Origin of the sequence: Pseudomonas sp. WC2401 (genome assembly GCF_041200115.1) — a bacterium.
Classification (GTDB): Bacteria; Pseudomonadota; Gammaproteobacteria; order Pseudomonadales; family Pseudomonadaceae; genus Aquipseudomonas; species Aquipseudomonas fragi.
On sequence record NZ_CP165623.1, the window covers coordinates 3,628,959 to 3,655,686 of the forward strand.

A 26,728-nucleotide genomic window follows, 5' to 3' on the forward strand; every position below is an offset into this window, starting at 1 on the left:
ACCGATGTCATCACGGAGCCTCCACGCGTTCACGCAGATGGCGCAGGGTGCGGATCATATACTTTTCCACCATGTTTCTGGACAGCCCCAGGCGCTCGGCAATTTCGGCCTGGGTCAGGCCTTCGATCTTCTGCCAGACAAACACCTTGCGGCAATTGAGCGGCAGTTCCTGCAAAGCCCTTTCGACCGACTCAGCCAACTGGATAGCGCGCATATACTGCTCCGGATCGCCGGTTTCGGACGAACTTGGGGGAACGGCTGCCAGCTCCTTGGCGTCGCGTAGCTCTTCGCGGCGAAAGCCGTCTACCGCGATATTGCGTGCTGTCTGGTGCAAGTACGCCCGCGGCTGCTCGACCGAATCCGGGTTGGATTCGAGCACGCGGACAAAGGTGTCATGGGCCAGGTCTTGCGCCTGCTGCCGATTGCGCAGGCGCCGGGTCCAGGTGCCGATCAACTCTTCGTAATGTTCAAAGAAGCCCGTTTTGCGGGGCACTTTCTGAGTCATCGCACGGGACTGCACAGGTGGGGCGCGAATAGTAATGCTTCCTATTAGAGCCAGCAATCACCGTGATGACCGAAGGTTGCCACCTGCTACATTTCGGCCTTGGCCAATAGACGCTGCTCGACCTGTGTCGCGCCGCTCAAACCGTAGCGCCGGGCGGTGAGCAAGCCGACCAGCCCCATCATCGCGCAGAACGCCACGCACACCCAGGGGCTCCACGGCATCAGGGCGATCAGCAGCAACGGCGTGGTACTGGCCCATAGCGCATAGGCGATATTGTAGGTGAAGGAAATTCCCGAAACCCGTATCGGCGCCGGAAACAGGCCCACCATCACCGACGGCACCACCCCGACAATCCCGCAGGTCAAGCCGGCGAACGCATAGGCCAGGCCGGGCATAATCCACTGCCCGACCAGGCTGGCGTACAGCAGGCCGATACCCAGCGGCAACAGCACACTGTATAGCGCAATACTGCGCCACACGCCTATACGATCAACGATCAACCCGGCCAGCACACAGCCGATATTCAAAAACACTATGCCCAGGCTGCTCAACGCAAAGGTATGGCTGGCGGTCATGCCGAAGCGTTGCTGCATCACGGTCGGGGTGATGACCACAAACACCACCACGGCGCTGGTGAGCACGCAGGTCAGCAGCGCGGCCGGCAGCAAGGACGCCCGGTGATCACGCAGGACGGTGCGCAAGGGGAATTCGGCACGGCCCTCCTTGCGTTCACGCAGAGCCAGAAATACCGGTGTTTCACTCAGCCAACGGCGTAGCCACACACCAATCACGCCGAACACACCGCCGAGCAGGAACGGAAAGCGCCAGGCGTAATCGAGGATCTCGGCCGGGGTGAACAGTTGCGCCAGCAGCGTTGCGCTCAGGGCACCAATCAAATAGCCAAAGGTCAGCCCGGCCTGCAAAAAGCCCAGCGCAAAGCCTCGGCGCCCGGCCGGCGCATGCTCGGCCACGAACACCCAGGCACTGGGTACCTCGCCCCCGACCGCTGCGCCCTGCAGGATGCGCAAGGCCAGCAGGATCAGCGGCGCGAAGTAACCGATGTCGGCGTAAGTAGGCATGATGCCGATCAGCAGGCAGGGCAGCGCCATCATCAGGATGCTCAGGCTGAACACCCGCTTGCGCCCCAGGTGATCGGCAAAGTGAGCCATCAGGATCCCGCCCAGTGGACGTGCCAGATAGCCAGTCACAAAAATCCCGAAGCTTTGCAACAGGCGCAACCACTCGGGCATGTCCGGGGGGAAGAACAGCTGGCTGAGGGTCAGGGCAAAGAATACGAAAATAATGAAATCGTAAATTTCCAACGCTCCGCCCAGGGCAGCAAGGCCAAGGGTTTTATAGTCGGAACGGGTAAAGCGCACCGTTGTGGCTTGAGTATCGGCAGACATAAATAGGCTCAATATGAACGGGACACGCCTATATTGGCGTTTGCGGTCGAGGGCGCGAGCATAGCAAAACCTGTGGGCAATCACTCAGTACCTGTGGCAGCTGGCTTGCCTGCGATGCCGGCACTGCGGTTGGCCGGGATAACTACGCCGATATCATCGCGGGCAAGCCCGCTCCCACCAGAAGCTGCAAGCAACTAGCCCTGCCACCCCCCACCCAGCGCCGCGAACACATCCACCAGCGACAGCGAGACCTGCGCCGTGCTGTCCACCAGCGCTGCTTCGTTGGCCAGCAACGCGTTTTGCACCGTCAGCACGTTGAGAAAGTCCACCGTGCCCTGGGCATATTGCTGGTGAACGCTGTCCAGTGCCCGCTGGCTATGCACCACTGCCTGCTTGAGGCTGTCGCGCCGACGCTGGCTGGCCTGATACGCCACCAGCGTATCGTCCACCTCATGCCAGGCGCGCAATACGGTTTGCTGGTAGGCAATACCCGCCTCCTGCTGGCGCCCTTCCTGCAACTGCAAGGCCCCCTGCAAACGTCCGCCCTCGAACACCGGCACGCTCAGGCCCGGGCCGAAGGCAAAATTGCGCGACCCCCAACTGCCCAGATCCGACAGCTGCAGGGCTTGAAAACCGAGACTGCCCGACAGGGTGATCCGCGGATAGAAATCCGCCTCGGCCATGCCGATCGCCGCAGTGGCTGCATGCAAGCGGGCCTCGGCACGACGAATGTCGGGGCGCCGTTGCGCCAGCTCGCTGGGCAGGCCGACCGGCACATCCGCGCCGTAGGCAGGCACGTCGGCCGCTGCGCTCAATTGCGCCTGCAAGGCCCGTGGTTCGCGGGCCAGCAGCAAGCTCAGGGCATTGATCAACTGTGCGCTGCGTTGCTGCAAGGGTGCCTGGCGCGCTTCGATCTCGGCCACTTGGGCCGCAGCTTCAGACACCTGTAAATCCGTGGCCACGCCCTCCCGCAGCTGCAACCGGGTCAGTTCCAGGCTGCGCCGGGCGATCTGCAGGTTTTGCTCGACCACCGCCAGTGCCTGCTGTGTGCCGCGCAACTGGATATAGTGCTGCGCGGTCTGCACGATCACCAACAGTTGCACCGCATTGCGATCCTGTGCGGCCACCTGCACGGAGGCATCCGCCGCTTCCACCGAACGCTTGACGCGACCCCACAGGTCAGCCTCCCAACTGAACCCCAGACCGCCGTTCCACAGGTTGAAGGCCTGCTTGCCACTGTTCCCGGAAGGGTCACTCAAACCCTTCTGGCTGTTGCGGCTACGACTGTAGGCTGCCGCTGCATCCACCTCGGGCAGGGTGTCGGCATTGATCTGACGGCGGATCGCCAGGCTCTGTTGCAGGCGGCTGGCTGCCAGTTGCACATCAAAGTTGCGCTGCTGCGCCTCGCGCACCAGGGCAGACAATTGCCGATCACCGAAACGGTCCCACCAATGCAGGTCCACAGCTGTATCTACTGCGCGATTGTGCCCCGGCTCAGTGGGCACCGACGCCCAGCCCGCAGGCAACTTGGGCACGGGCGCCTTGAAGTCCGGGCCGACCACGCAACCACTCAGGCTCAGTACGCTGTAACAGGCCACAGCCCAGGCCACTGCATGTTTTTTCATCGTGTGCTGACCTGCTGAGCGTGCGCCATTGCCGTGTCGATGGAGGCATCCACCGACATCCCCAGGCGCAATTGGCTGGCCAGTAGCTGCCCGTTATCCAGCGTGACTTTCACCGCAATGCGCTGGGCCACTTTGGTGAAGTTGCCGGTGGCGTTATCCGGGGCAATCGCCGCGAACGTCACCCCCGTGGCCGGGGCAATGCTGTCCACGGTGCCTTGCAGGGTCTGGCCCGGAAAGCTGTCGACCTTGATCGTCACGCGCTGCCCTGCCTGCATGTGGGTGAGTTGATGCTCGAGAAAGTTGGCCACCACATAGGCGTCGGCCAGCGGTACCACCGCCATCACGGTGTCGCCGGGTTTGACGTAAGCCCCCAGGCGTACGCTGCGCCGCCCCACCACACCGTCAAACGGCGCCAGCAGTTGCGTATGCGACAAGTCCAGCCCGGCCCGTGCCAGCAAGGCCTCGGCATACTCCACCGATGCTTGCGCGGCCGTGGCCTGGGCGGCCAATACGCGGGTTTGCTGACGGGCGGCTTCCAGGGCGGCCTTGTGCTGGGCCAACTCGGCACGAGCGGTCAGCGAACGGTTTTTCGCCTGCTGGGAGTTCTGCAGCGTACCTGCACCCTGCCCCGCTAGGTGCTCATAGCGCTGCAGTTCATGGCTGGCAAATTCCACCTGGGCCACATCCGCATCCACCGTGGCCTTGGCCTGTTCGATCAGCGAGCGTTGGCGTTCCAACATCGCCAGGGCATTGACCCGTTGCGCCTGCGCCGTCGCCACACTGGCTTGCGCGGCCTGCACCGCTGCGCGGTAGTCCTGCGGGTCGATCCGGGCCAGCAACTGCCCGGCCTTGACCGGCTGGTTATCCTGCACCAGCACCTCGTCGATAAACCCCGCCACTTTGGGCGCAATCAGGGTGAAATCGGCGCTGACAAAAGCATCATTAGTGCTCTGCACGGTACCCGTGACAAAGACCAGCCGCCACAGCGCGTACAGCACGATAACTGCCAGCGCGACGGCTGCGGCCAGGACCCGGGGCTTGCGCCCGTTTGTTGTACTCATTTCACAACTCCAACAGGTGTGCCCGGCGCGTAGATCCGCGTGGGGCCAAAAGGGATTAACACAATCAGGAAAAGCGCCAGGACGGCCATGTACAGATAAAGATCGGAGCTGGTCAGCACCACGGCCTGCTGGTGAGCCCGGCGCGCCAGGTCGGTACCAGTGCTGACCAGCGGCGAGTTGCCCAGGCGGTCGAGCAACATGGTTGAGTGGTAGTGCTCGCGGTTGAGGGTCAGCACCCCCAGCACACTGCTGGCTGCCACCGCCGAAAAGCCTTTGACGGTATTGAACCAGGCCGAGGCAAACGGCCCGTCTGCCGGGTTCAGGCCTCCGGTGGCGAGCATCAGCAAAGGAATCACGGCCATGGGCTGGGCGATGATCTGTATCGCCTGCAGCCCGTAAAAGTTCTCACGGCTCCACTGCGACGTGACCTGCGAGCCGATGCCACACGCCAGCGCCAGCAGCCCCAGCCCGATGGCCAGCACCCAGCGGCAATCGACCCAGCGCAGGTTGCACACCGCAACCACCAGCGGCAGCGCAATCAATTGCGGCAAGGCCACCATCAGCATCACCGGCGCGGTTTCCAGGGGCCGATAGCCCTGTATCTGAGCAAGATAGCTGGAAGGGATCTTGATCACCGCCAACAGCACAAACAGCACCCCGCCCAGCGTCAGCAAAGCGTGGCTCAGATTGCGGATTTTCAGTAATTGCAGCTTGAAAAACGGCAGCGGGTGCGACCATTCATTAATGAAGAACAGCACCATCAGGGTGCTGCCCGCGACGATGAAAAAACGGATCATCGGCGACTCAAACCAGTTCAGGCGTTGTCCCAATTCCAGCGCCAGCACCAGCATGATCAGCCCCGGCAAGCCCAGCAGCAGGCCACGCCAGTCAAACTGTTTGAACCGCTCCAGGCGCAACGGGTCTTGCGGCAAGCCCCAGGCCACGCACGCCATCGACAACAATCCCAGGGGGATAATTTGCCAGAAAGCCCATTGCCACCCGGCGTACTCCACCCACCAGGCGGACAACGGTGTACCGAAGCTGGGGCCGAACGTCGCGGTCAGCGCATAACTGCCCAGGCCGTACAGGCGAATGCCCGGCGGCAGGAAGCGCAACGCCACTGACATCAGCATTGGCGGCAAGGCCCCACCGGCAAAGCCCTGCAAGGTGCGCAGCAGCATCAGCACATCGACATTGGGGGCCAATGGGCAAAGGATGCCCAGCAGTAAAAAGGCGCCGATGGCACACAGGGTAAAACGGCGCAGGGAAAAGGTGGCTGCACACCACGGCGCAAAGGCCATGGCACTGATGGACGTGGCCGAATACACCGCCAGCAACCAGGTGCTTTCGTCATAACCGATACCCATGGCCCCACGGATATCAGGCATGGCCACCTTGGTCACATTTTCGTTGAAACCCGACACCAGCACGGCCAGCAAAACGCCCAGCAGACCGGTAAAAATCCGCAGCCCAAAAGCCGCACTGCCGGCCGGGGCCGGAATGGGTGCCACGGCACCTGCAACCAGCGCCGTCACAGCACAGCTCCAGGCGCCAGACCGCGCCCATGATCAAACCGCCAATACATCGCTGACTCCGTCGTCTTGATAGATGACAGAAAGTTTAATCAGCCGGCATAGCTATAAAAATTGATAAATAACTAACTGTGGAGTGCGTCAGACGCAATGGTCAGCTGAGCATTATGTTCTGTGAGAGCTGACTTGCCTGCGATGCAGGCGCTGCGGTTTGTCTGGATAACCGCGTAGATACCATCGCGAGCAAGCCCGCTCCCACAGGGTTGGGGCCTATACCACGGCATTCTCGCAGAAGGTCTTGAGGGTGCGACGCAGCCAGCGGTGGGCATGATCGTTGTCCAGCCGCGGATGCCAGGCCTGGACAATATCCACCGGTTGCAAGGTGATCGGGAGCTCGAACGGACGCAGTTTGAGGCCAAGTGGCTCCAGGTTTTTGAGCAGCACCTGGGGCATCAGCGGCAGGATCAGGTCCTCCCCGGCCAGGGCAAAAATCGCCGAGTAGAACGTCGGCGTGGTGAACGACACCCGCCGCTCCAGCCCCAGCTCGGCCAGCAGCGCGTCAATCGGCCCGCGGGCATGGCCCCTGCGTGACACGCTGATATGGTCAAAACCGGCAAAGCGCCGGGCCGTAATGGGCTCATCGAAAATCGGATGCCCTTGCCGCGCCAACCCCACAAACGGACAGGTAAACAACCTTTGTACCTTGATATCCGAGCTGAAGCGGTTAGTGGCGCAGATAGTCAGGTCAATGCGGCCTTCATTCAGCGCCTCGTCATCGGTAAAGCCCTCAGGCACCACCCGCAACGTGGCCTTGGGCATGTCCAGGGCCATTTGCTGGCGCAATGCTGCGCCATACACGCCAAAAAATACGTCATTGGCGCGAATGCTGAATGTTCGCTCCAGCTCACGCAAATCACTGTTCTGGCTCTGGGTAAACACCCCGTGCGCCAGCTCGACCACCCCGCGCACTTGTTCACGCAACTCCAGTGCACGCGGCGTTGGCACCAGCCCACGCCCCGAACGCACCAGAATGGGGTCGTTCAAGACCTCGCGGATGCGGGTCAAGGTGCGGCTCATGGCCGGGGCGCTCAGGTTCATGCGCCGGGCCGCGCCCACCACAGAGCCTTCTTCGAGCAAGACATTCAAGGCAACCAGCAGATTCAAGTCAGGTATTTGCATGGGCCAAAGGGTATCGGCTAACGCTGCCCCTGCCTAGCCAGCCTGTAATGCACCATTGTTGCGCAGCAGGTAAAACAGTTTCGCACACCCTTAGCTAGCTAACTAAGAGTGGGATTGATACATTGCCGCTCGTCAGGTTTGCGCCTGACGCTCTCTTTGGTTGAGATTTTTGGCCATTACCGGATCCCCATGATGGTAATGGCCTTTTTTATGCCTGCCGCTTTCCTCCCCTCGCAATAGAGCCATCCCCAGTGGTGGACACGCCTGACCTGAACTACGCTGCCAGCCCAATCCACTACAGTGATTGGGGACTTTATGCAGTTGGGTAAAAAGATTTCAAATCTGGAAAAACTGGTCTGCAAAAATTACCGCTGGATTCACGCCACCCGCATCAGCCTGGCGTTCCTGATTACCTTTGTCGTCATCCGGTTTTTCAAACTCGACGGCGCCTCCTATGCCCTGATCACCATGCTCATCGTCATGGGCCCACAGCCCTACTGGGGCAACGTGTTTTCCCGCGCGCTGCAACGTACCGGCGGTACGGTGCTGGGCGCGCTGTCGGGCCTGGTGGCGCTGTACCTGGAGATGCATTCCTTTGCCCTGATGCTGCTGTGGTGCGGGGTGATGATGTTTATCGCCGGTTACCTGACCCTGGGCAAACACCCCTATATGGCCCTGCTGATCGGCGCCACGCTGGCGGTGGTCAGTTGCGCACCGCCCAACGACATGGAGTCGGCCCTCACCCGCAGCGGTTATGTGCTGGCGGGGTCGCTGCTGGCCATGCTTTACACCAGCATCTACCCGCAGCGGGCCTACACCGACCTGCGGATCAAATTCGGCGAAAGCCTGGGCAAGATCAACAGCCTGTACTCGCAGTATTTCTCGCCGCGAATTCCCGAGCGCCCCAACCTGGATGATCAGTTGAAGGACGAACTGGACGCGGTGATCAAGTTGCGCAATTACATCTCCCCCGCCAGCAACGAGAGCAACCTCAAGCCACAGGTGTTCGAGTCCCTGCAAACCCTGCACCGCAACTTGCTGGCCACCATGAGCCTGATGATCGATGCCTATTGGTCTTCGCGCGAGAGCCACCTGCTGATCGAGAGCGAGCCCGCCCTCAACGGCCTGCACCACCTAATCCCGCAGGCCCTCGAATCGTTGCAGAACAAACTGTGCGAGGGTATTTCCAACAACCAGATCAGTGGCGAGCTACGGCAGAAAACCCACGACCTTCATGAACTGGTGCTCAAGAGCCTGGACGGCAAGATCACCGAAACACCCTTCTATGCCTATGTCTGGCTGAGCCTGGAAATGCTCCGGCAACTGACCGAGCTCAACGACCAGTTGCATGCTGCGCTGTATCACTGCGGCCATCGGCATTTGTTTAAAAACGGCAAATTACCGGACGAAAAATAACGAAGCGCACTCATTTAGACGAACAGCTTCAACTGTTTAGATGACATATCGCACTAAAGATGAAGTTTTTTCTGACCTAAACAACGAATCACTGGCCAAAAGCAACGCATTGAAACGTTACAAAAACACCGTAACAAACTGTTTTATAAGAAGTTTACAGGCAAACGCTGCCTTTCTATCTGTGTCAACAGACTCTTTGTCGCGTTCCGGTCTCGCCTGGCCGCCCGGTGATTATGGTCTAGGCTCTGCCTCGCACCCGTATTAATGGATTTGAACGGTTGAGCTTATGAAACGACAACAGGCATTAAACACCCCCACTCAAACGTCACCCTGCCTTCGCACGTCCCCGTCGTGTGGAGTGTTTTGCATGCGCGCACGCCTGAGCGGCACTCCAGAACTTTAATTCTTACCGCACTGCAGATAGGAGGGCTTATGCAGCTCACCCCCAGAGAAGTCGAAAAGCTGATGGTTTACACCCTGTCGGACGTGGCATTCCGGCGCAAGGCACGCGGCTTGAAGCTGAACTACCCGGAGGCCGTGTCAATCATCACCGTCACCGCCCTGGAAGGCGCCCGCGACGGCAAGTCGGTTGAAGACGTAATGACCGAGGCCAGCAAGGTACTGACCAAGGATGACGTGATGGAAGGCGTCAGCGACCTGATTCCCAACGTACAGGTTGAAGCGATTTTCACCGACGGCAGTCGTCTGGTCACGGTCCACGACCCGATCAAGTAAGCACCTGCCCTGAACCCGGTTAACGCAAGACCGCCACGTTTCGAGGAGTCAGTCATGAGCACCAAAGAGACCAACAGCCCGCACCAGGATACTCACCCGAACCACAGCATCCCCCACGCCAAAAACCCCGGCGGTATCAGCAAGGGCAATGAAGCCGATGTGCCACTGGGCGGTACCCTCTACGCCAGCACGCCCATCACCTTCAACGAAGACCGCCCCGTCACCAAAGTCAAAGTGCGCAACACCGGTGACCGGCCGATCCAGATCGGCTCGCACTTTCACTTTTTCGAAGTCAACCGTGCCCTTGAGTTCGACCGTGCTGCCGCTTTCGGCAAGCGCCTGAACATCTCGTCCACCACGGCTATCCGCTTCGAGCCGGGTGACGAGATTGAAGTGCCATTGATCCCCTACGGTGGCAAGCAAACCCTCTACGGTTTCAACAACCTGGTTGACGGCTGGGTCCCCGACAAACTGACCAGCAGCCATGAGCGCCCGGAAAAACTGCAAGCCATTCAGCGCGCGCGCGACCACGGCTTCAAGTTCTCCGAGCCGGGCAAGCCGTCCAAGCCTGTCAACGACAAGTAACCCGCATTTTCATACTTTGCACACGCGCCGTTGAACCACTGACGCTCGCGCGGCATTAGAAAAGGAGCCACCGATGCCTACCATTTCACGCAAAGAATACGCAGGCCTGTTCGGCCCAACCACGGGCGACAAGATCCGCCTGGGTGACACCAACCTGTTTGTCGAAATTGAAAAGGACCTGCGCGGTTACGGCGAAGAATCCGTTTACGGCGGCGGTAAATCCCTGCGCGACGGCATGGGCGCAGACAACACTCTGACCCGCGACAACGGCGTACTGGATCTTGTGATCACCAACGTCACCATCATCGACGCCATCCAGGGCGTAATCAAAGCCGACGTGGGTATCCGTGACGGCAAGATCGTCGGTATCGGCAAAAGCGGCAACCCGGGCATCATGAGCGGCGTCACCCCGGGCCTGGTGGTGGGTGTGAGCACCGACGCCATCTCCGGTGAGCACCTGATCCTCACCGCCGCCGGGATCGATACCCATATTCACCTGATCTCGCCGCAGCAGGCCTACCACGGGCTGTCCAACGGCATCACCACCTTCTTCGGCGGCGGCATCGGCCCAACCGACGGCACCAACGGTACCACCGTGACCGCTGGTCCCTGGAACATCCGCCAGATGCTGCGCTCGCTGGAAGGGCTGCCGATCAACGTCGGCATGCTGGGCAAGGGCAACTCCTTTGGCCGCGACCCGCTGGCCGAACAGATCATCGCCGGTGTTGCCGGCCTCAAGGTTCACGAGGACTGGGGCGCAACCTCAAACGCACTGCGCCATGCGCTGCGTACTGCCGACGAGATGGACGTGCAGGTGTCGGTACACACCGACAGCCTCAACGAATGCGGTTATGTCGAAGACACCATTGATGCCTTCGAAGGTCGCACCATTCACACCTTCCACACTGAAGGCGCCGGTGGCGGTCACGCTCCCGACATCATCAAGGTGGCCAGCCAGAGCAACGTGCTGCCGAGCTCGACCAACCCGACCCTGCCCTACGGCGTCAACAGCCAGGCCGAGTTGTTCGACATGATCATGGTCTGTCACAACCTCAACCCGAATGTACCGGCCGACGTGTCATTTGCCGAAAGCCGCGTACGCCCGGAAACCATCGCCGCCGAAAACGTGTTGCAGGACATGGGCGTGATTTCCATGTTTTCCAGTGACTCCCAGGCCATGGGCCGGGTCGGTGAAAACTGGCTGCGGGTGATGCAAACCGCCCATGCGATGAAAGTCTCCCGCGGCAAGCTGCCGGAAGACAGCGCCGACAACGACAACTTCCGCGTCCTGCGCTATGTGGCCAAGATCACTATCAACCCGGCCCTGGCCCAGGGCATCAGCCATGTGCTGGGCTCGGTGGAAGTCGGCAAGATGGCTGACCTGGTGCTGTGGGACCCGCGTTTCTTCGGGGCCAAGCCGAAGATGGTAATCAAGGGCGGCATGATCAACTGGGCGGCAATGGGTGACCCTAACGCCTCCCTGCCCACCCCGCAGCCGGTGTTCTACCGCCCGATGTTCGGTGCGTTCGGCAAAAGCCTGCAAGACACTTGCGTGACCTTTGTGTCGCAGGCGGCACTGGAAGACGGCGTCAAGGAAAAGGCCGGGCTGGAGCGTCAGGTCATGGCGGTTCGCGGTTGCCGCACCGTGTCGAAAAAAGACCTGGTGCGCAACGACCAGACTCCGCATATCGACGTTGACCCGGAAACCTTCGCGGTAAAAGTCGACGGTGTGCACGCCACGTGCAAACCCATCGACGTGGCCACCATGAACCAGCGTTATTTCTTTGGCTAACGCCTGAACGGGCCGCTGCCGGGGTGCGTGCATCCCGGTGGCAACCCCCGGAACATGATTCAGGGAAGGAGCTTGCAACGTGATTTTGATTGAACACATTTTGGGCAATGCCAAGAAAGACCCGCACTGGCAACACAAACTCGAAGGCGCCAAGGTTGACCTGCTGGTGCTCGACCAACGTGAAGCGCAAAAAAGCCGCTGCCGTCGCACCAGCCTCGGCGGTCTCGACCTGGGCATCTCGCTGGAACGCAACGTGGTGCTGTCCGACGGCGATGTGCTGCTGTGGGATGAGGCTTCCAACACCGCCGTGGTGGTGCAGCTGAACCTGCGCGACGTCATGGTCATCGACTTGCGCGAGCTCAAGCAGCAACCCCTGGACGTGCTGATCAAGACCAGCTTCGAACTGGGACATGCCCTGGGCAACCAGCACTGGAAAGCCGTCACCAAGAACAACGAGGTCTACATCCCGCTCACTGTCGAAACCAAGATGATGGACTCGGTGATGCGCACCCACGGTTTTCAACACCTGCCGTACGCCTTTGTTGGCGGCGCCGAAATCCTGCCACTGCTGACCACATCCGAGGCGCGCCTGCTGTTTGGCGGTGCCGAAGAAACCGACACCCATGTTCACGTGGCCAGCCCGCAAGACAAGCTGGACGCTGCAGCCCTGAAGATCCAGGGCGTGCACAGCCATGACGCACACAGTCACAGTCACGACAACGGCCATACGTTCCACAGCCATAAGCACTGAACCCGGCAAGAAGGCGCATAGATGAACGCATCCGATCTAATTCGCATCATGCAGTTTGGCGACTCCGTATTGCCAGTGGGTGCCTTTTCGTTCTCGAATGGCGTGGAATCGGCCATTCAAAAAGGCATCGTTCACGATGTCGCGACCCTCAAGGGTTTTGTGCTTACCGCCCTCAAGCAGGCGGCCAGCTGTGACGGCATGGGCGTGGTCGCTGCGCATCGGGCTGCCGTGGCTGAAGACCGCGACGGCATTTTGCGCGCCGACTGGGCGGTGAATAACCGCAAGCTCAACGAAGAAAGCCGCTTGATGGCCACGCGCATGGGCAAAAAACTCGCCGAGATGTCGATCCATGTCGTGGAAAAACCGCTGGTGCGCTGGTGGCTTGAACAGATCAAGGCCGGCAACGCGGCAGGCACCTACCCCGTCACCCAGGCCGTGGTGATGTCGACCCAGGGCATCGGTGCCCGTGAGGTGGTGGTGATGCACCAGTACGGCGTGGCCATGACCATCCTCAGTGCCGCCATGCGCCTGATGCGGGTCACTCACCTGGATACCCAGCACATCCTCTTTGAACTCAACCACGACATTGAAGCCTTCTGTGATATCGCCGAAATCGGCGATATCGAGCAGATGTCCTCCTATGTCCCGATTGTCGATGTGCTCGCCGCCGTACACGTCAAGGCGCATGTACGGCTATTTATGAACTGACTCCCCGGGCTGCGTCGGCGTGTGTCGACGCAGCTTCAGCTCCCCTATCTGGTAAGGAAATAACCGTGAAAAAGATTACTCGTATTGGTATTGGCGGCCCGGTCGGTTCAGGTAAAACCGCGATCATCGAAGTGATCACCCCGATCCTGATCAACCGTGGCTACAAGCCCTTGATCATCACCAACGATATCGTCACCACCGAAGATGCCAAGCAGGTCAAGCGCACCCTCAAGGGCATCCTCGACGAAGACAAGATCCTCGGCGTCGAGACCGGTGCCTGCCCGCACACCGCAGTGCGTGAAGACCCGAGCATGAACATTGCGGCGGTCGAGGAAATGGAAGAGAAGTTCCCCGACAGCGACCTGATCATGATCGAGAGCGGCGGTGACAACCTGACCCTGACCTTCAGCCCGGCCCTGGCCGACTTTTATATCTATGTGATCGACGTGGCCGAAGGCGAGAAGATCCCGCGCAAAAACGGCCCGGGCCTGGTGCAGGCCGATATCCTGATCATCAACAAGATCGATCTGGCCCCCTACGTCGGCGCCAGCCTGGACGTGATGGAAAGCGACACCAAAGTGGTACGCGGCAACCGCCCGTATATCCTCACCAACTGCAAGACCGGCCAGGGCATTGAAGAGCTGGTAGACATGATCGAGCACATGTTCCTGTTCGCACAAAAACCGGCGATCAAAAGCGGGGTCAGTGCATGACAGCGCAGAGCCAGATCGTGAACAACCCGTCACGGCTACGCGCTCACTCACTCGGCATTGATGCGCCGGAGCTGTCGCAGTACCAGGACGAACCGGCGCAAATGCACAGCGGTGCCGTGGGCAAAAGCGGTTACTTGCGCCTGGGTTTTGAAAAGCGCGGTAATCGCAGCGTGCTGGCCGATATGGAGCGCCGCGTGCCGTCGCTGGTGCAGCGGGCCTTGTATTGGGACGAGGAGATGCCCGAGCTGCCGTGCGTAACCATGATTTCAACCTCCGGTTGCATACTGCAGGGCGACCGCCTGGCCACGGATGTCAACGTGGGGGTGGGTGCCTGCGGGCACGTCACCACCCAGTCCGCGACCAAAGTGCATTCGATGAATGCCAACTACGCCTCGCAAATCCAGCACTTCACCGTCGAGGCTGACGGCTACCTGGAGTTCATGCCCGACCCGCTGATCCCCCATCGCAATGCACGGTTTATCACCGACACGCAAATCAGGATCCACCCTACGGCGACGGTCATCTACTGCGAAACCCTGATGTCGGGGCGCAAATACCACCATGTGGATGAGCGTTTCGGCTTTGACGTGTACTCCTCACGGGTGCGTGCCGAGAACCTCGAAGGCCGCGAGTTGTTTGTCGAGAAGTACATTCTTGAGCCCAAAAAGGAGAGCCTGGACGCCATCGGCGTGATGCAGACCTTCGATGTGTTCGGCAACGTGGTGTTGCTAACGCCCAAGGAACATCATGACCGGATTGTCGAGCGCATCCCGGCGCTGTTCGACATGGAGGCCGGGCTGGCCAGCGGCGTGACCCGCCTGCCCAACGACTGCGGGCTGATCTTCAAGGTGCTGGGCAACGACAGCGGTGAGGTCAAGGCGCAGATTCGCGAGTTCTGGAAGGTGGCCCGCGAAGAAATTTTTGGCGTGACCCTGCAGCCGGCGTTTTTGTGGAAGTAAAAAGATCGAGGCTTTTGTAGCAGCTGCCGTAGGAACGAGGCTGCGTTCGGGCGCGTAGCGGCCGCAAAACCTGAAATCAGAGACTAGCTGACACAGCGCAGGTGTCTGATTTTACGACTGCTTCGCAGCCGAACGCAGCCTCGTTCCTACGGCAGCTGCTACGCAAGCTGATCCTGGCCAAATGCTCAATCGGGAGAGTCAATATGGAAGCTGCATCCAAGTGGTCGAAAATCGCGGATGGCAATGTCGTCCTTGAATTTATCGACGTCACCCTGCGCGGTTGTGCTCAGGTCATGTTCCAGAACAACCCCCTCACCGGGCTGCTGTTCTTTGCCGCGATCTTTGTCGGCGCATTTGGTGAAGGCATTCCGGCCATGGCCTTCGGCAGTGTACTGGGCACCGCCGTGGCCACCTTTACCGGCATGCACCTCAAGGACCGCACCTCCTGGAAGGCCGGCCTGTACGGCTACAACGGCTGCCTGGTCGGTGCTGCGCTGCCGACCTTTCTCGCCGTGAGCCCCATCCTGTGGCTGTGCATCATCCTCGGCAGCGTGGTCTCAGTAATCGTCACCATCTGCATTGCCGACATTCTGAAAACCTGGAAAGTCGCCGCCCTCACCGCCCCCTTCGTGTTGGTGACCTGGACCATGCTGCTGGCCAGCTACGCCTTTGGCGGCCTGACTTCCAGCGCCCTGCCCGTCCCCAACCTGCCCCACGACCTGGTCGCGTACAACACTAGCCTGTTCGACGGCATTGACCTGTTCAAAAGCACCTTCTACGGGATCTCGGAAGTGTTTCTGATCAGCACCGTGCTCGGCAGCGTGCTGTTCCTCGCCGGGCTTGCGGTGTCGTCGTTGTGGGCAGCGGTGTTCGGCCTGCTGGGCTCGCTGCTGGCAGTGCTGGTGGCCGTGGTCCTGCAAGCCGAACACGCCAGCATCAACAACGGCCTGTATGCCTTCAGCGCCGTGCTGACCGCCATCGCCCTGGGTTCGACCTTCAACAAGCCCAGCTGGCGCGTGCTTATCTACACCCTGATCGGGGTGATTTTCACTGTATTTGTACAGGGCGCCTTGAATACAGTACTGGCCCCGATTGGCATCCCGACCCTGACCATGCCTTTTGTACTGGCATCCTGGTTGTTCCTGGTGCCTAACCAAGACGTGATGCCGGCCCACCGCCAATAATTTCGATCCTTTTGCCGGAGCGTTTCCATGACCGCGATTGCCCACCCCCTGACGAATGCCGAACCGTCGAACACTACGCGTCGTGCCATTTATCTGCTGACCGGCTTGATCGTGGCCAACCTCCTCGCCTGGGCCTGGGCCTTTGCCGAGTTCGGCAACAACCCGGTGCTGATGGGCACCGCGTTGCTGGCGTACGGCTTCGGCCTGCGCCACGCCGTGGATGCCGACCATATTGCCGCCATCGACAATGTCACCCGCAAGCTGATGCAACAGGGCAAACGCCCGATCGCAGTAGGCACCTGGTTCTCCCTGGGGCACTCGACCATTGTGGTGCTCGCCTCTTTCGCGATTGCGGCCACGGCAATGGCCTTCAAGGACGACATGGAGTGGTTCCACGAGACGGGTGGCCTGATCGGCACCCTGGTGTCCTCGGTATTCCTGCTGCTGTTCGGTGTGCTCAACCTGGTGATCCTGATTTCGGTGTACAGGAAGTTCAAACAGGTCAAGGCCGGTCACTCCCTGCCACCCGAGGAACTGGACCTGATTTCCACCAACCCGGGCGGCCTGATGGCGCGCGTCTTTGGCCGGGTGTTCAACCTGGTCAACAAAAGCTGGCACATGTACCCGGTGGGTTTTCTGTTCGGCCTGGGCTTTGACACCGCCACCGAAATCGGCCTGCTGGGCATCAGCGCCACCAGCGCCTCCCACGGCATCAGCCTGTGGTCGATCATGGTGTTCCCGGTGCTGTTCGCCGTGGGCATGGCCCTGATCGATTCGCTGGACAACTTCGTGATGATCGGCGCCTACGGCTGGGCATTCTCCAAACCGGTGCGCAAGCTCTACTACAACATCACCATCACCGCCGCCTCGGTGGTGGTTGCCCTGTTTATCGGCGGCGTCGAAGCGCTGGGGCTGATTGCCGACAAACTGCAACTCACGGGCGGGATATGGACGCCGATCAATGCCATCAGTGAAAACTTCGGCGAGATTGGCTACTGGATCATTGGCATGTTTGTCCTGTGCTGGCTGATTTCAGCCCTTAACTACTACATCCGCGGTTATGACCAACTGCCAGCCAATGCCTGAGGCAAGGCTCAAGCACACGGGCTGCAGGTGGCAGCCCGAAAAACCTGACCTACACTCCCCTCACCCTTTAACAGACGCGTCGTAGGTGCCATGACTTTATTACAGGACGTAAAAAATCGGATCTCCTTTGCCTATGGAGTCGCCCTGCTGGTGGCGATCAACGGCTTTCTCTTGTTTTTGCCGGTGCTGGAGCGTGGTGTTGCCCACGCCAACGCCAAGTCCGGATCATTTGATACCTGGAAGGAGGCATTAAGCTTTTTGGCCTTGCTGGAAATCCCCGGTTTTGTCGTGGGGCTTGTGCTGTTACTGATGTCACTGGGGTTGCTGATCAAGTCGCGTATCAGCTGGTTTTTTTCCCTGCTGCTGCTGGTGGCCACCGTCTGCGTGGATTTTTTCATTTTGAAAAAACCTGACGGCGTGACCTTCTTCTCGGTGTTCACCATTGCCGTACTGGGCTTCTACTGGCGCCGTTTTGATCACTACAGCCTGGCCTCGGGCAGCTTCTTTGCGGTGGTCAGCATCGCCTCGCTGATCGTCTACAGCACCCTGGGCACGCTCTACATCGGTGACGGTTTTGCACCACCCGTGACGGACCTGCCCTCAGCGTTCTACTTCGCCATTGTGGTGATGTCCACCGTAGGCTTTGGCGACATTGTCCCGCACACCACCGATGCACGTTTTTTCACCCTGACGGTGATCATACTGGGCATCACCATCTTCGCGATTTCGGTGGCGTCCATTGCCGGCCCGCTGATCAGCAACAACATCCAACGCATTGTTAAAGGCAGGATTACCCATATGGCGCGTAAAAATCACTACATCCTCGTTGGCGTTGGCTCCCTGGCACAAAACGTCTACAAAGGCCTGACCGATCGTGGCGAGCATGTCACCGTGGTGTGCGCTGCCGGCAGCCAGCACGACCTGCCGGAAAAGGCCGATATCATTGAAGGTGACCCGTCGGCGGCGTCGACCCTTAAACTGGCCGGTGCTGAAGACGCCAAGTACATCGTCACCCTGTGCGACAGCGATGCCGAAAACGTGTTCACCATCCTTGCGGCCAAGGAAGTGGCTGGCGACGACACCCAGATCATCGCGCTGGTCAACGAAACGCGGAACATGCCCAAGGTCAAACGCGTCAACCCGACGATGGTGTTGTCGTTACCGCTGCTGGGCAGTGAACTGCTGGTGCGCACCCTGCAGGGCGATCAAATCAATAACGACCTGATCACCGAGATGTTCTTCGGCAAGCGTACGTCGCTGGCCTGAACCTTTATGCAGGCAACAAAAAAAGCCCTCTGACGAGGGCTTTTTCATGGGTGTTGCAAAGGTCTATTGCGGCGTATCGGATGCGGGTAGCGGAGTCACTTTGGCCCCGGCCGCCAGGCCCAGCTCAACAGCGGCAAAGCCGATCACCAGGCTGATCACCAGATAGCAGATGGAGACAAAAACACTGCCCGGGTCTTGCATCATCTCGACGGCGCCAAAGACGAAACTGGAGAACGTGGACAGCCCGCCCATGATCCCGGTGCCGACCATTACATGTACGTACTGATTGATCCGGTTGCTCTTGAACAGCGACGTGGCCACGCCCAGCAGAAACGCGGCGACGATATTGGCGACGAAGATATCCATCGGAAAACCGTCGGCCAGGCGCGGCACCGACAGCATGACAAACTCGCGACACATGGCGCCGAATGCGCCGCCAACGAAAATCAGAATAATCATGTTCAACATGGGGTTTGCTCCAGAGTCAGCGCGCCAGCCAGGCGCCGAACGCGGCGGCGGCCAGGCCGACCAGAACCGAGATAATCAGATAACCGGCGGCCCATGCCCGATCCCTGGCCTTGGCCAGTTTCGAGGCATCCAGCTGCATGCTGCTGAATGTGGTGTAACCGCCCAGGATACCGGTGAGCACCGCGGCGCTAAGAAAATCGCCATAGCGGTCGCGCCAGTCCACGGTAAACAGGATGCTCAGGTAACCGATCACGAAGGCGCCGCTGACGTTGATCAGGAACGTGCCCAGCGGGAACGGCCCCTTGTACAGCTGCCCGACCCGCAACCCGATCCACCAGCGCAGCAGCGAGCCCAGCCCGCCCCCCAGTCCGACCCAGAAAACATCCAGCGCAGTCATGAAAATCCCTCTCGTGTCTGTTGGTGATTGGGGGGAACTCTAGTTCATAAAACCGCGGGCGGGCATGACTTGGGCCGGGTCTTTCGCTGTTACAGATGAGTCCATGCCGAGGACAGTGAGGCCTGAATGGCACAGCTCATATTTGCTCAAGTTTTCAAACTGGCGTTCTTGAGCATTGCGGGGTATTTGAGCTGCACAGGACGTAAAGCCAACTTGCAAAAGTCCCACCATGGGACTAGGATCATTTTATGAGAATCATCGCAATCAGTCAGCTCAAGATCTTTTGGCAGAAGCATCCAGGCGCAGAGCAATCTTTCCTGTGCTGGATTGATGAAGCAAAAAAGGCGAACTGGCAAACACCGGCCGACATCAAGGCGCAGTTTCGCCATGCCAGCATTCTCAAGAGCAACCGGGTCGTGTTCAACATCAAAGGTAACGCCTATCGGCTCGTGGTGGCTGTGGCCTATCGCTACAGCGCCATCTATATCAAATTCGCAGGTACTCACCAGCAGTACGACACCATTGATGCCAACACCGTGGAAATGGAGTAACCCATGAATATTCGTCCAATTCGCACAGAGCAGGACTACAAAGACGCACTGAAGTCGGTTTCGCCGCTGTTCGACAATGAACCGCAGCCCGGCACACCTGAAGGCGACTACCTGGAGGTGATGATCACCCTGATCGAAGCCTACGAAGCCAAGCATTTCCCCGTCGACCTGCCCAACCCGGTGGATGCCATCCGTTTCAGAATGGAGCAGTCCGGGCTGTCACCGGCTGACCTGGTGCCTGCTATCGGCCGGCAGAACCGGGTATATGAAGTGCTCAACGGCAAACGCTCCTTGACCCTGCCCATGATCTGGAAGCTGCATGAGATGTTCGGCATCCCGGCAGAAAGCCTGATCAAGCCGGTGAAATCATGACCGCCGGGGCAGGCAAGATCATGGGCGCGGGTGAAAAGGAGTACCATGCGCTCCGGCTTCACCCTACCGCCCCATGGAACCCCTATGTTTCCCAACGCTGAACGCTACAACCACTCCACCGAATACGCCAACAAACTGGTCGACCGCATCGGCCAGACCCCGGCCTGGATTGCCCTGCGCCTGGGGGTTACGGAAAAACGCATGCGCTATATCCTCGCCGGATCCCGCACGATCAAGGGCGACACCACCGAAATCCTGATGAGCTACGCCGAGCAGTTCTGCCTGGAATGCCTGGCCGCCGAAGCCAAGGCTGCCAAGGACCGTGCCCGCTCCAAAGCCGCCGCCAGCCCTGCCAGCGACGCCTAAAACAGCCCCATCTGGCCGCCCACCAGGGCGCTGAAATCGTCGTCGACAAACACCAGAATCGCGTCCGCAACCGGTTGCAGCTGGCGCGTCAAATAGTGGTCGTAATCCACCTCGGCGGTGCGGTTCTCCAGCGGCTGGGGCCCGGCCACGGTGATCACGTAGCTGATGCTGCCGCCATTCTGGTACTGGCGCGGGCGCCCGTGCAGGTCGTTGTACTCATCGGCCAGCCGTGCCGCCCGCACATGGGGCGGCACATTGCGCTCGTAGTCACTGAGCGGGCGGCGCAGGCGCTTGCGGTAGATCAGCAGTTCATCATGCTCGCCCGCCAGGGTAGCGCGCACAAAATCGCGCACGTAGTCCTGCCACGGCTGGCGGTCGAAGATGCGCCGGTACAGCGCCTGCTGAAACTGCTGGGCCAGCGGCGACCAGTCGCTGCGCACGGTTTCAAGACCCTTGTAGACCATCTCCCGACGCCCGTCGGCATGCACCACCAGCCCCGCATAGCGCTTTTTGCTGCCCTCCTCGGCACCCCGGATGGTCGGCATCAGGAAGCGGCTGTAGTGGGTCTCGAATTGCAGTTCCAGCGCGCTGGTCAGCCCGTACTCGTCACGCACATGGGCCTGCCACCAGTCGTTGACATACGCCACCAGCTCACGGCCGATCCGGGCGGCATCGGCTTCGCTGTGCTCGCTGCGCAGCCAGACGAAGGTGGAGTCGGTGTCGCCATAGATCACGCTAAAGCCCCGGGCCTCGATCAGGGCCCGGGTCTTGAGCATGATCTCGTGCCCGCGCAGGGTGATCGACGACGCCAGCCGCGTATCAAAAAACCGGCACCCGCTGGAGCCCAACACCCCGTAAAAAGCATTCATGATGATTTTCAGGGCCTGGGACAGAGGCGCGTTTTTCTCCCGCTTGGCCACTTCGCGACCATTGGCCACACGCTCGATAATGGCCGGCAGGCAGTGCCGGCTACGCGAGAAACGCGCGCCGCGAAAACCCGGCACCGAGGCCTCGTCGCTTGGCTCGCGCAACCCTTCCACCAGCCCCAGCGGGTCAATCAGAAAGGTGCGGATAATCGACGGATACAGGCTTTTGTAATCGAGCACCAGCACCGATTCGTACAGCCCCGGCCGGGACTCCATGACAAAACCGCCGGGGCTGGCCTGGGGCGGGTTGTCGCCCAGGTTGGGGGCGACAAAGCCCTGGCGATGCATCAACGGCATGTACAGGTGATAGAACGCTGCCACCGACCCGCCGCTGCGGTCCGCCTCCAGCCCCGTGACCGAGGCACGTTCCAGCAAAAAGGTCAGAAGCTCGGTTTTGGCGAAAATCCGCGTGACCAGCTCGCAGTCCTTGAGGTTGTAACGGGCCAGCGCAGGCTTGTCATGGGCAAACATGCGGTTGATTTCGTCCATGCGCTGGTACGGCGTGCTGATGTCCTTGCCTTCGCCCAGCAGGGTCTGGGCGACGTTTTCCAGACTGAAGGAAGTAAACGACCAGGTCGCCGAGCGCAACGACTCAATCCCGTCGATGATCAGCCGCCCTGCAGCACTGGCAAAAAAATGGTTTTTGCGGCTGCCGTGCTCGCGCCACTGCATTTCACTGCCGCCACGCCCCAGCAGCAGCGGGATACCCAGGCGCCGGGCATGCTCGTGCAACACCCGCATGTCGAACTGCACCACATTCCAGCCGATGATCGCGTCGGGGTCATGCCGGGCCATCCACTGGTTAAGACGCAGCAGCAGGTCGCCGCGGGTGGCACAGAACTCCAGGTCGAAATCCACCGGGGTATCGGCCGCAGTGGCCTTGCCCAGCATATACACCTGGCGCTGGCCGCAGCCTTCCAGGGCGATGGAATACAAATCGCCCTGCTCGCTGGTTTCGATGTCCAGTGACACCAGTTTGAGCTGCGGTCGGTAGTCTGGATGGGGTTTGAGCCGCGCATCCAGCAGCGGCCCGTCGTCCTGGGCTCGGCCGCCGAAACTCACTGGAGCAGTGATAAAGCGTTCCATCAAAAAACGCTCCGGCGGGCGGATGTCGGCCTCGTACACATCGACCCCGGCACGGCGCAGGCGCTGGGCAATGTCCATCAGCAGGCCGTGCTGGCGGCAATACAGGCCGGTCACCGGGCGTGACTGGAAATCACACAGCGCCAGCTCACGAAATTCCACCCCCGCCTCGCCCTGCAACAGCGCCTGTGCCTGGCCTGACTGAATGCTCGGGATAAACGCAGTGGACGTTTGATAAGGCAGGCGCACAAGCTGCGGCCCGTCATCGGTGGCCAGCCAGAATTCGACCTCGATGCCCGACGGCGTATCACGCCAGTGCCGGGTCAGGACAAAGCCCTGCCTCAAGTCCATTACGCGATTACAGGCACGTCGCCAGCATCGCCAGGCGGCGCATGGCGGCAGCATCACCCGGCTGTTTGGCGTAGTAGCTCACTGCCGTGCCGGTGCCCTGGGGCTGCAGATCGGCAAAGGACTCGGCACCACGGGTGTAGACCGTCTGTTTGCCGGCCTTGTCGCTGTTGATATAGGCACTGGCATCGACGCCGAACACGCTTTCATCCTGCCAGGAAAACTTGATGCATTCGGCGACCAGCGCCGTGGCTTTTTCCGAAGCCAGCACCCGGGTTGGAGCCTTGGCACGGGCAGTGTCCATCGCAGGAGATACACAACCGGCCAGCAAGGCCAGACTCATGACGCCGATCAGCATTCGCATTGGATATCCCCTAGATAAAGGCCAATACGATATCACGCAGTCAGTGCCCACAGGTGGCTAAATAACCAGTAGTCCGCTGGAGGGGCGTGCTCGACCAAAGAACATAGGTTCGCGGGTCCCGCCCCAAAACAGGCTCGCCGGTCAGCCTTCTGTGAGAGGTATTCGCTTCGCCTGGACAATCGAGTGGCAAAAGCAAAAGCAAAAGCAAAAATCTCAAACAACACCAATCCCCTGTGGGAACGGGCTTGCCCGCGATGGCAGCACTATGTTCCTCCAGATAGAACGAGGAGCCTGCATCGCGGGCAAGCCCGGCTCCCACAGAGAAAATAAGTCGGTCGCAAATCCCGCATCCAAACAGGCCGGCCGGTCGGCCGCCTCAGAGGCATTTGATCTACCCGCCCCATCGGGAGGCCGAGAGGAGGTTCTGCGCAGTGGGCCTCCCGGCATGGATGCCGGGAGAGCCGCGATGGGCCATGGATGGCCCGTGGCGGCGTGCCCACGGAGCTAACCTGCACGAGGGAACCTGAGCGCAGCGAAGGCCGTACGCCAGGGGCAAGCCTTTTTGGTTACTTTTTCGGCGTCTGGAAAAAGTGACTCGCCGTAAGGGCGAAACCATAATTTCTGTTAGACACAAATTCCGGATATGTACCCGGTACACCCGTTAACACCACCGAGTACCTATCCACTCTATGCGTCGCGGCGTTCTAGGGGTTCTGCCTTCACTCGGGCACTGTTATGGACATTCGCGTCGCCTGGACAATCGAGTGGCAAAAGCAAAAGCAAAAGCAAAAATTTCAAACAACACCAACCCCTTGTGGGAGCGGGCTTGCCCGCGATGGCAGCACTATGTTCCTCCAGATAGAACGAGGAGCCTGCATCGCGGGCAAGCCCGGCTCCCACAGAGAAAAAATGTCGGTCGCCAATCCCGCATCCAAACAGGCCGGCCGGTCGGCCGCCTCGACGGCTTTTGATCTACCCGCTCCATCGGGAGGCCGAACCGCTCGTCATTTAAAAGAGACCCAGCCCACAGAATCAGCAGCATTTCGGCCGCCAGCCAGCGAAGTCTGCGGTTACTGCTAGCTTCATTAAACAAATAAACACGCCGGGCATTGGACGATAAACCGCCAAAGAGCGATCGAAGGAGCACTACGATGGGAGCAAGTACCGCCCGCAAGGCCAGTTTTACGGCACTCACCCTGATCCTGACGCCGCTGGCCGGCTGGGCCGACAATGCCCGCGACTGGCAAAACACACCCACCGACCTGAACATGCTGTTCGGCTACTACAACCGCGTCGACTCCAATACCCCCATCGACACCTCGCTGCCCATCGACGGGCTGTCCCTCAATGCCGACCTGTACATCTTGCGTTACGCCCGCTCATTCGGCATCGACGGGCGCAACAGCGCCATCGAGATCCTGCAACCCTACGCCGACGTCTCAGCCTCGTTCGACAATGCCCGTTATTTTACCGGCACCAAGCACAACGGCGGCATGGGTGACACCCAATTGGTGTTCGCACACAACATCTTCGGTGGCCCGGCGCTGAGCAAGGAGGAGTTCGCCAAATGGACTCCCGAGACCTTCCTCACCGCCGCCCTGACAGTCACCACACCCACCGGCGACTATGACAAGAACCGGGTGATCAATATCGGCGCCAACCGTTGGGTGTACAAACCCGAGCTAGGTTTCGGCACCCCCATTGGCCCCACCTGGCTGGAGATCAACACCATGGTGTCGTTGTACGGGTCCAACGATGAATACCAGGGCAACAGCAAGCTCGAACAAAAACCCCTGTATGCCATCGAGGGCCATTACAGCTACGACTTCAACCGTGCCCTCTGGGCCTCGCTGGACGCTACCTACACCCGCGGCGGCGAAACCAAAATCGACGGCGACTGGCAGGACAATAAACAGGAAAGCACCCTGGCCGGTGCCAGCATGGGCTTTATGCTCACACCGCAGTTCGGCGGCCTGCTGGCCTATACCGACACCGTGACCGAGCGCAAGGGCTCACCGGATATCGCCACCTGGACCCTGCGCATGCAGTACGTCTGGTAGAGGCCGTGACCATGCCCTTGATGCGCCCTGCCCTGCTCGGCCTGCTGCTGATGTTCACCGGCCAGGCCAGCGCGGCCGTCGAACCCGCTGCCCTGCAGGCCCTGGAGCGGATGGGCAGTTACCTGCGCAGCCTCAAGCAGTTTGGCGTCGAGGCCCGCAGCCAGACCGACCAGGTGCTGGAAAACGGCCAGACCGTCGAGTTCCGTCACACCACCCAACTGCTGGCCCAACAGCCGGACAAGCTGAAGGTCTCGGTGGACAATCAGGGCGGGCGCCGCACCCTTTATTACGACGGCAAGCGCTTTACCCTTTACCAGAGCCCCGGCCCCTACTACGCAAGCGCGCCCGCCCCGGCGAACATCAACGCACTGATCGACCTGCTCAATACCCGCTACGGCATCGAGCTGCCGCTGGCCGATCTGTTTCGCTGGAACGCCAGCACCGCCCAACAGGCCGGCCTGCGTTCAGCCGTGCTGATCGGCAGTGACACACTGGACGGTCAGCGCTGTGATCATTACGTCTTGCGCCAGGACGATATCGACTGGCAACTGTGGCTGCGTCAGGGCGAACAACCCCTGCCGTGCCGCCTGACCATCACTCGCCGCGACATACCCGAACACCCGCGTCACAGCGTCGACTTTGCCTGGCAGCTAAAACCTGCCCTCAGCGCCACCAGCTTCGAGTTCGACCCCCCGCACGGAGCGCAGGAAGTGCCATTGCAATGGGCCCCAAGCAAGTACAGCCTGGAGGCGCAACCATGAAGCGCCTGCATTGGCTGCTGTGTGGCGTACTCAGCGCCTGCCTGCTGCACACCTCCGTCGCCCAGGCCTGGCAACTGCGCGGAGGTGGTGGCGCACGTACATTTGTGGTGCCGCACACTGGCGGACATCCACCGGCGCCGCACCCCATGCCGCAACCGCAACCGCACCCACAGCCACAACCCAGGCTGCACCCGCAACCGGAGCCGCGCCCATACCCGCAACCGCAACCACATCCCTACCCGGCGCCACGGCCGATGCCGCCACCGCCAAGGCCCATGCCACCGCCGCCACCGCCGGACAACTGGTATCACCCGTGGGCCGCAGCCGCCGTGGTGGGTGCAACCACGGCCACGGCAATAGCCATCGGCTCGCAAGTCACCAGCGTGCCTGCGGGCTGCGTATCGGTCGTGGCCAACAATGTGGCGTATCAACACTGCGGCCCGACCTGGTATCAGCCGCGCTATGTGGGTGGCAACGTGCAGTTTGTGGTGGTCCCCGCCCCCTGGTAACCGTGCTCAAGCAAGGAATG

General features: G+C 60.3%; 26 protein-coding genes and 1 pseudogene. 17 read left to right on the forward strand and 10 right to left on the reverse strand.

The features are described from left to right. Positions 1 to 10: 10 nt before the first annotated feature. From AB3G35_RS16420 to AB3G35_RS16445, 6 genes are all read right to left on the reverse strand, one after another. A complete protein-coding gene (locus AB3G35_RS16420) occupies positions 11 to 505 on the reverse strand; it encodes a sigma-70 family RNA polymerase sigma factor (RefSeq protein WP_029611450.1) in 495 nt (164 codons plus the stop codon). 86 nt (positions 506 to 591) lie between these two features. Next, the gene (locus tag AB3G35_RS16425; RefSeq protein WP_369781774.1) at positions 592 to 1,911 is read right to left on the reverse strand and encodes an MFS transporter; all 1,320 of its coding nucleotides are present in this window, start codon (positions 1,909 to 1,911) and stop codon (positions 592 to 594) included. A 194-nt stretch (positions 1,912 to 2,105) separates the two neighbouring features. Beyond that, entirely contained in the window at positions 2,106 to 3,536 is a 1,431-nt protein-coding gene (locus AB3G35_RS16430; protein ID WP_134048699.1) for an efflux transporter outer membrane subunit, read from the reverse strand. Continuing rightward, positions 3,533 to 4,597: an HlyD family secretion protein gene (locus AB3G35_RS16435; RefSeq protein WP_369781775.1), complete on the reverse strand. Its 1,065-nt coding sequence runs from the start codon at positions 4,595 to 4,597 to the stop codon at positions 3,533 to 3,535. The genes AB3G35_RS16430 and AB3G35_RS16435 overlap by 4 nt, the downstream gene beginning before the upstream one ends. Beyond that, positions 4,594 to 6,132, reverse strand: a complete 1,539-nt coding sequence (locus AB3G35_RS16440) for an MFS transporter (protein ID WP_369781776.1) — start codon at positions 6,130 to 6,132, stop codon at positions 4,594 to 4,596. Before AB3G35_RS16440 ends, AB3G35_RS16435 begins: the two co-directional genes overlap by 4 nt. A gap of 267 nt (positions 6,133 to 6,399) precedes the next feature. Further along, positions 6,400 to 7,308 (reverse strand): LysR family transcriptional regulator, encoded by a 909-nt coding sequence (locus AB3G35_RS16445; protein ID WP_016781193.1) that lies wholly within the window; start codon positions 7,306 to 7,308, stop codon positions 6,400 to 6,402. A 315-nt stretch (positions 7,309 to 7,623) separates the two neighbouring features. Between AB3G35_RS16445 and AB3G35_RS16450 the strand changes: the two genes are divergently transcribed. From AB3G35_RS16450 to kch, 11 genes and pseudogenes are all read left to right on the forward strand, one after another. After that, positions 7,624 to 8,724: an FUSC family protein gene (locus AB3G35_RS16450; RefSeq protein ID WP_016781194.1), complete on the forward strand. Its 1,101-nt coding sequence runs from the start codon at positions 7,624 to 7,626 to the stop codon at positions 8,722 to 8,724. 432 nt (positions 8,725 to 9,156) lie between these two features. Further along, positions 9,157 to 9,459, forward strand: a complete 303-nt coding sequence (locus AB3G35_RS16455; protein WP_016781195.1) for an urease subunit gamma — start codon at positions 9,157 to 9,159, stop codon at positions 9,457 to 9,459. Positions 9,460 to 9,618: 159 nt separating this feature from the next. Beyond that, positions 9,619 to 9,915 (forward strand): annotated as a pseudogene (gene ureB / locus AB3G35_RS16460) (urease subunit beta); the annotation flags it as partial. Between the two features lie 202 nt (positions 9,916 to 10,117). Next, positions 10,118 to 11,836, forward strand: coding sequence for an urease subunit alpha (locus AB3G35_RS16465; protein ID WP_086797428.1), 1,719 nt, complete (start codon positions 10,118 to 10,120; stop codon positions 11,834 to 11,836). Between the two features lie 79 nt (positions 11,837 to 11,915). After that, positions 11,916 to 12,587 (forward strand): urease accessory protein UreE, encoded by a 672-nt coding sequence (gene ureE, locus AB3G35_RS16470; protein ID WP_016781199.1) that lies wholly within the window; start codon positions 11,916 to 11,918, stop codon positions 12,585 to 12,587. A gap of 21 nt (positions 12,588 to 12,608) precedes the next feature. Next, positions 12,609 to 13,295 (forward strand): urease accessory protein UreF, encoded by a 687-nt coding sequence (locus tag AB3G35_RS16475; protein WP_016781200.1) that lies wholly within the window; start codon positions 12,609 to 12,611, stop codon positions 13,293 to 13,295. Positions 13,296 to 13,360: 65 nt separating this feature from the next. Further along, positions 13,361 to 14,008, forward strand: coding sequence for an urease accessory protein UreG (gene ureG, locus AB3G35_RS16480; protein ID WP_369781777.1), 648 nt, complete (start codon positions 13,361 to 13,363; stop codon positions 14,006 to 14,008). Continuing rightward, positions 14,005 to 14,967, forward strand: a complete 963-nt coding sequence (locus tag AB3G35_RS16485; RefSeq protein WP_016781202.1) for an urease accessory protein UreD — start codon at positions 14,005 to 14,007, stop codon at positions 14,965 to 14,967. Before ureG ends, AB3G35_RS16485 begins: the two co-directional genes overlap by 4 nt. Before the next feature lie 203 nt (positions 14,968 to 15,170). Further along, entirely contained in the window at positions 15,171 to 16,151 is a 981-nt protein-coding gene (gene yut, locus AB3G35_RS16490; protein ID WP_083369539.1) for an urea transporter, read from the forward strand. Positions 16,152 to 16,178: 27 nt separating this feature from the next. Next, entirely contained in the window at positions 16,179 to 17,237 is a 1,059-nt protein-coding gene (locus tag AB3G35_RS16495; protein WP_169909988.1) for a HoxN/HupN/NixA family nickel/cobalt transporter, read from the forward strand. A gap of 90 nt (positions 17,238 to 17,327) precedes the next feature. After that, positions 17,328 to 18,503, forward strand: a complete 1,176-nt coding sequence (gene kch / locus AB3G35_RS16500) for a voltage-gated potassium channel protein (RefSeq protein ID WP_029611453.1) — start codon at positions 17,328 to 17,330, stop codon at positions 18,501 to 18,503. A 63-nt stretch (positions 18,504 to 18,566) separates the two neighbouring features. Here kch and crcB (AB3G35_RS16505) read toward each other — a convergent pair whose 3' ends face one another. Together crcB (AB3G35_RS16505) and crcB (AB3G35_RS16510) are read right to left on the reverse strand one after the other, a co-directional pair. Next, the gene (gene crcB / locus AB3G35_RS16505) at positions 18,567 to 18,971 is read right to left on the reverse strand and encodes a fluoride efflux transporter CrcB (RefSeq protein ID WP_016781206.1); all 405 of its coding nucleotides are present in this window, start codon (positions 18,969 to 18,971) and stop codon (positions 18,567 to 18,569) included. Between the two features lie 16 nt (positions 18,972 to 18,987). Then, positions 18,988 to 19,368: a fluoride efflux transporter CrcB gene (crcB, locus tag AB3G35_RS16510; RefSeq protein WP_016781207.1), complete on the reverse strand. Its 381-nt coding sequence runs from the start codon at positions 19,366 to 19,368 to the stop codon at positions 18,988 to 18,990. Between the two features lie 248 nt (positions 19,369 to 19,616). On the opposite strand from crcB (AB3G35_RS16510), the gene AB3G35_RS16515 reads away from it, so the two are divergent. From AB3G35_RS16515 to AB3G35_RS16525, 3 genes are all read left to right on the forward strand, one after another. Beyond that, complete coding sequence (locus tag AB3G35_RS16515; RefSeq protein ID WP_016781208.1) at positions 19,617 to 19,919, forward strand: type II toxin-antitoxin system HigB family toxin; 303 nt, start codon at positions 19,617 to 19,619, stop codon at positions 19,917 to 19,919. Positions 19,920 to 19,922: 3 nt separating this feature from the next. After that, positions 19,923 to 20,291, forward strand: a complete 369-nt coding sequence (locus AB3G35_RS16520) for a type II toxin-antitoxin system HigA family antitoxin (RefSeq protein WP_016781209.1) — start codon at positions 19,923 to 19,925, stop codon at positions 20,289 to 20,291. A gap of 84 nt (positions 20,292 to 20,375) precedes the next feature. Next, positions 20,376 to 20,657 carry a hypothetical protein gene (locus tag AB3G35_RS16525; RefSeq protein WP_016781210.1) on the forward strand — a complete coding sequence of 94 codons (282 nt, stop codon included), beginning with the start codon at positions 20,376 to 20,378 and terminating at the stop codon, positions 20,655 to 20,657. Here the strand turns inward: AB3G35_RS16525 and AB3G35_RS16530 are convergent. Beyond that, a complete protein-coding gene (locus AB3G35_RS16530) occupies positions 20,654 to 23,017 on the reverse strand; it encodes a DNA polymerase II (protein WP_340056766.1) in 2,364 nt (787 codons plus the stop codon). The genes AB3G35_RS16525 and AB3G35_RS16530 overlap by 4 nt on opposite strands. Positions 23,018 to 23,024: 7 nt before the next feature. Further along, positions 23,025 to 23,378 (reverse strand): hypothetical protein, encoded by a 354-nt coding sequence (locus tag AB3G35_RS16535; RefSeq protein ID WP_166672918.1) that lies wholly within the window; start codon positions 23,376 to 23,378, stop codon positions 23,025 to 23,027. Positions 23,379 to 24,529: 1,151 nt separating this feature from the next. Between AB3G35_RS16535 and AB3G35_RS16540 the strand changes: the two genes are divergently transcribed. Genes AB3G35_RS16540 through AB3G35_RS16550 form a run of 3 tightly spaced genes read left to right on the forward strand, consistent with a single transcriptional unit; the run spans position 24,530 to position 26,708 of the window. Next, positions 24,530 to 25,438, forward strand: a complete 909-nt coding sequence (locus AB3G35_RS16540) for a transporter (protein WP_086797443.1) — start codon at positions 24,530 to 24,532, stop codon at positions 25,436 to 25,438. Positions 25,439 to 25,449: 11 nt separating this feature from the next. Continuing rightward, positions 25,450 to 26,199 carry a DUF2092 domain-containing protein gene (locus tag AB3G35_RS16545; RefSeq protein ID WP_369782752.1) on the forward strand — a complete coding sequence of 250 codons (750 nt, stop codon included), beginning with the start codon at positions 25,450 to 25,452 and terminating at the stop codon, positions 26,197 to 26,199. Further along, entirely contained in the window at positions 26,196 to 26,708 is a 513-nt protein-coding gene (locus tag AB3G35_RS16550; protein WP_369781778.1) for a hypothetical protein, read from the forward strand. The genes AB3G35_RS16545 and AB3G35_RS16550 overlap by 4 nt, the downstream gene beginning before the upstream one ends. Positions 26,709 to 26,728 lie beyond the last annotated feature (20 nt).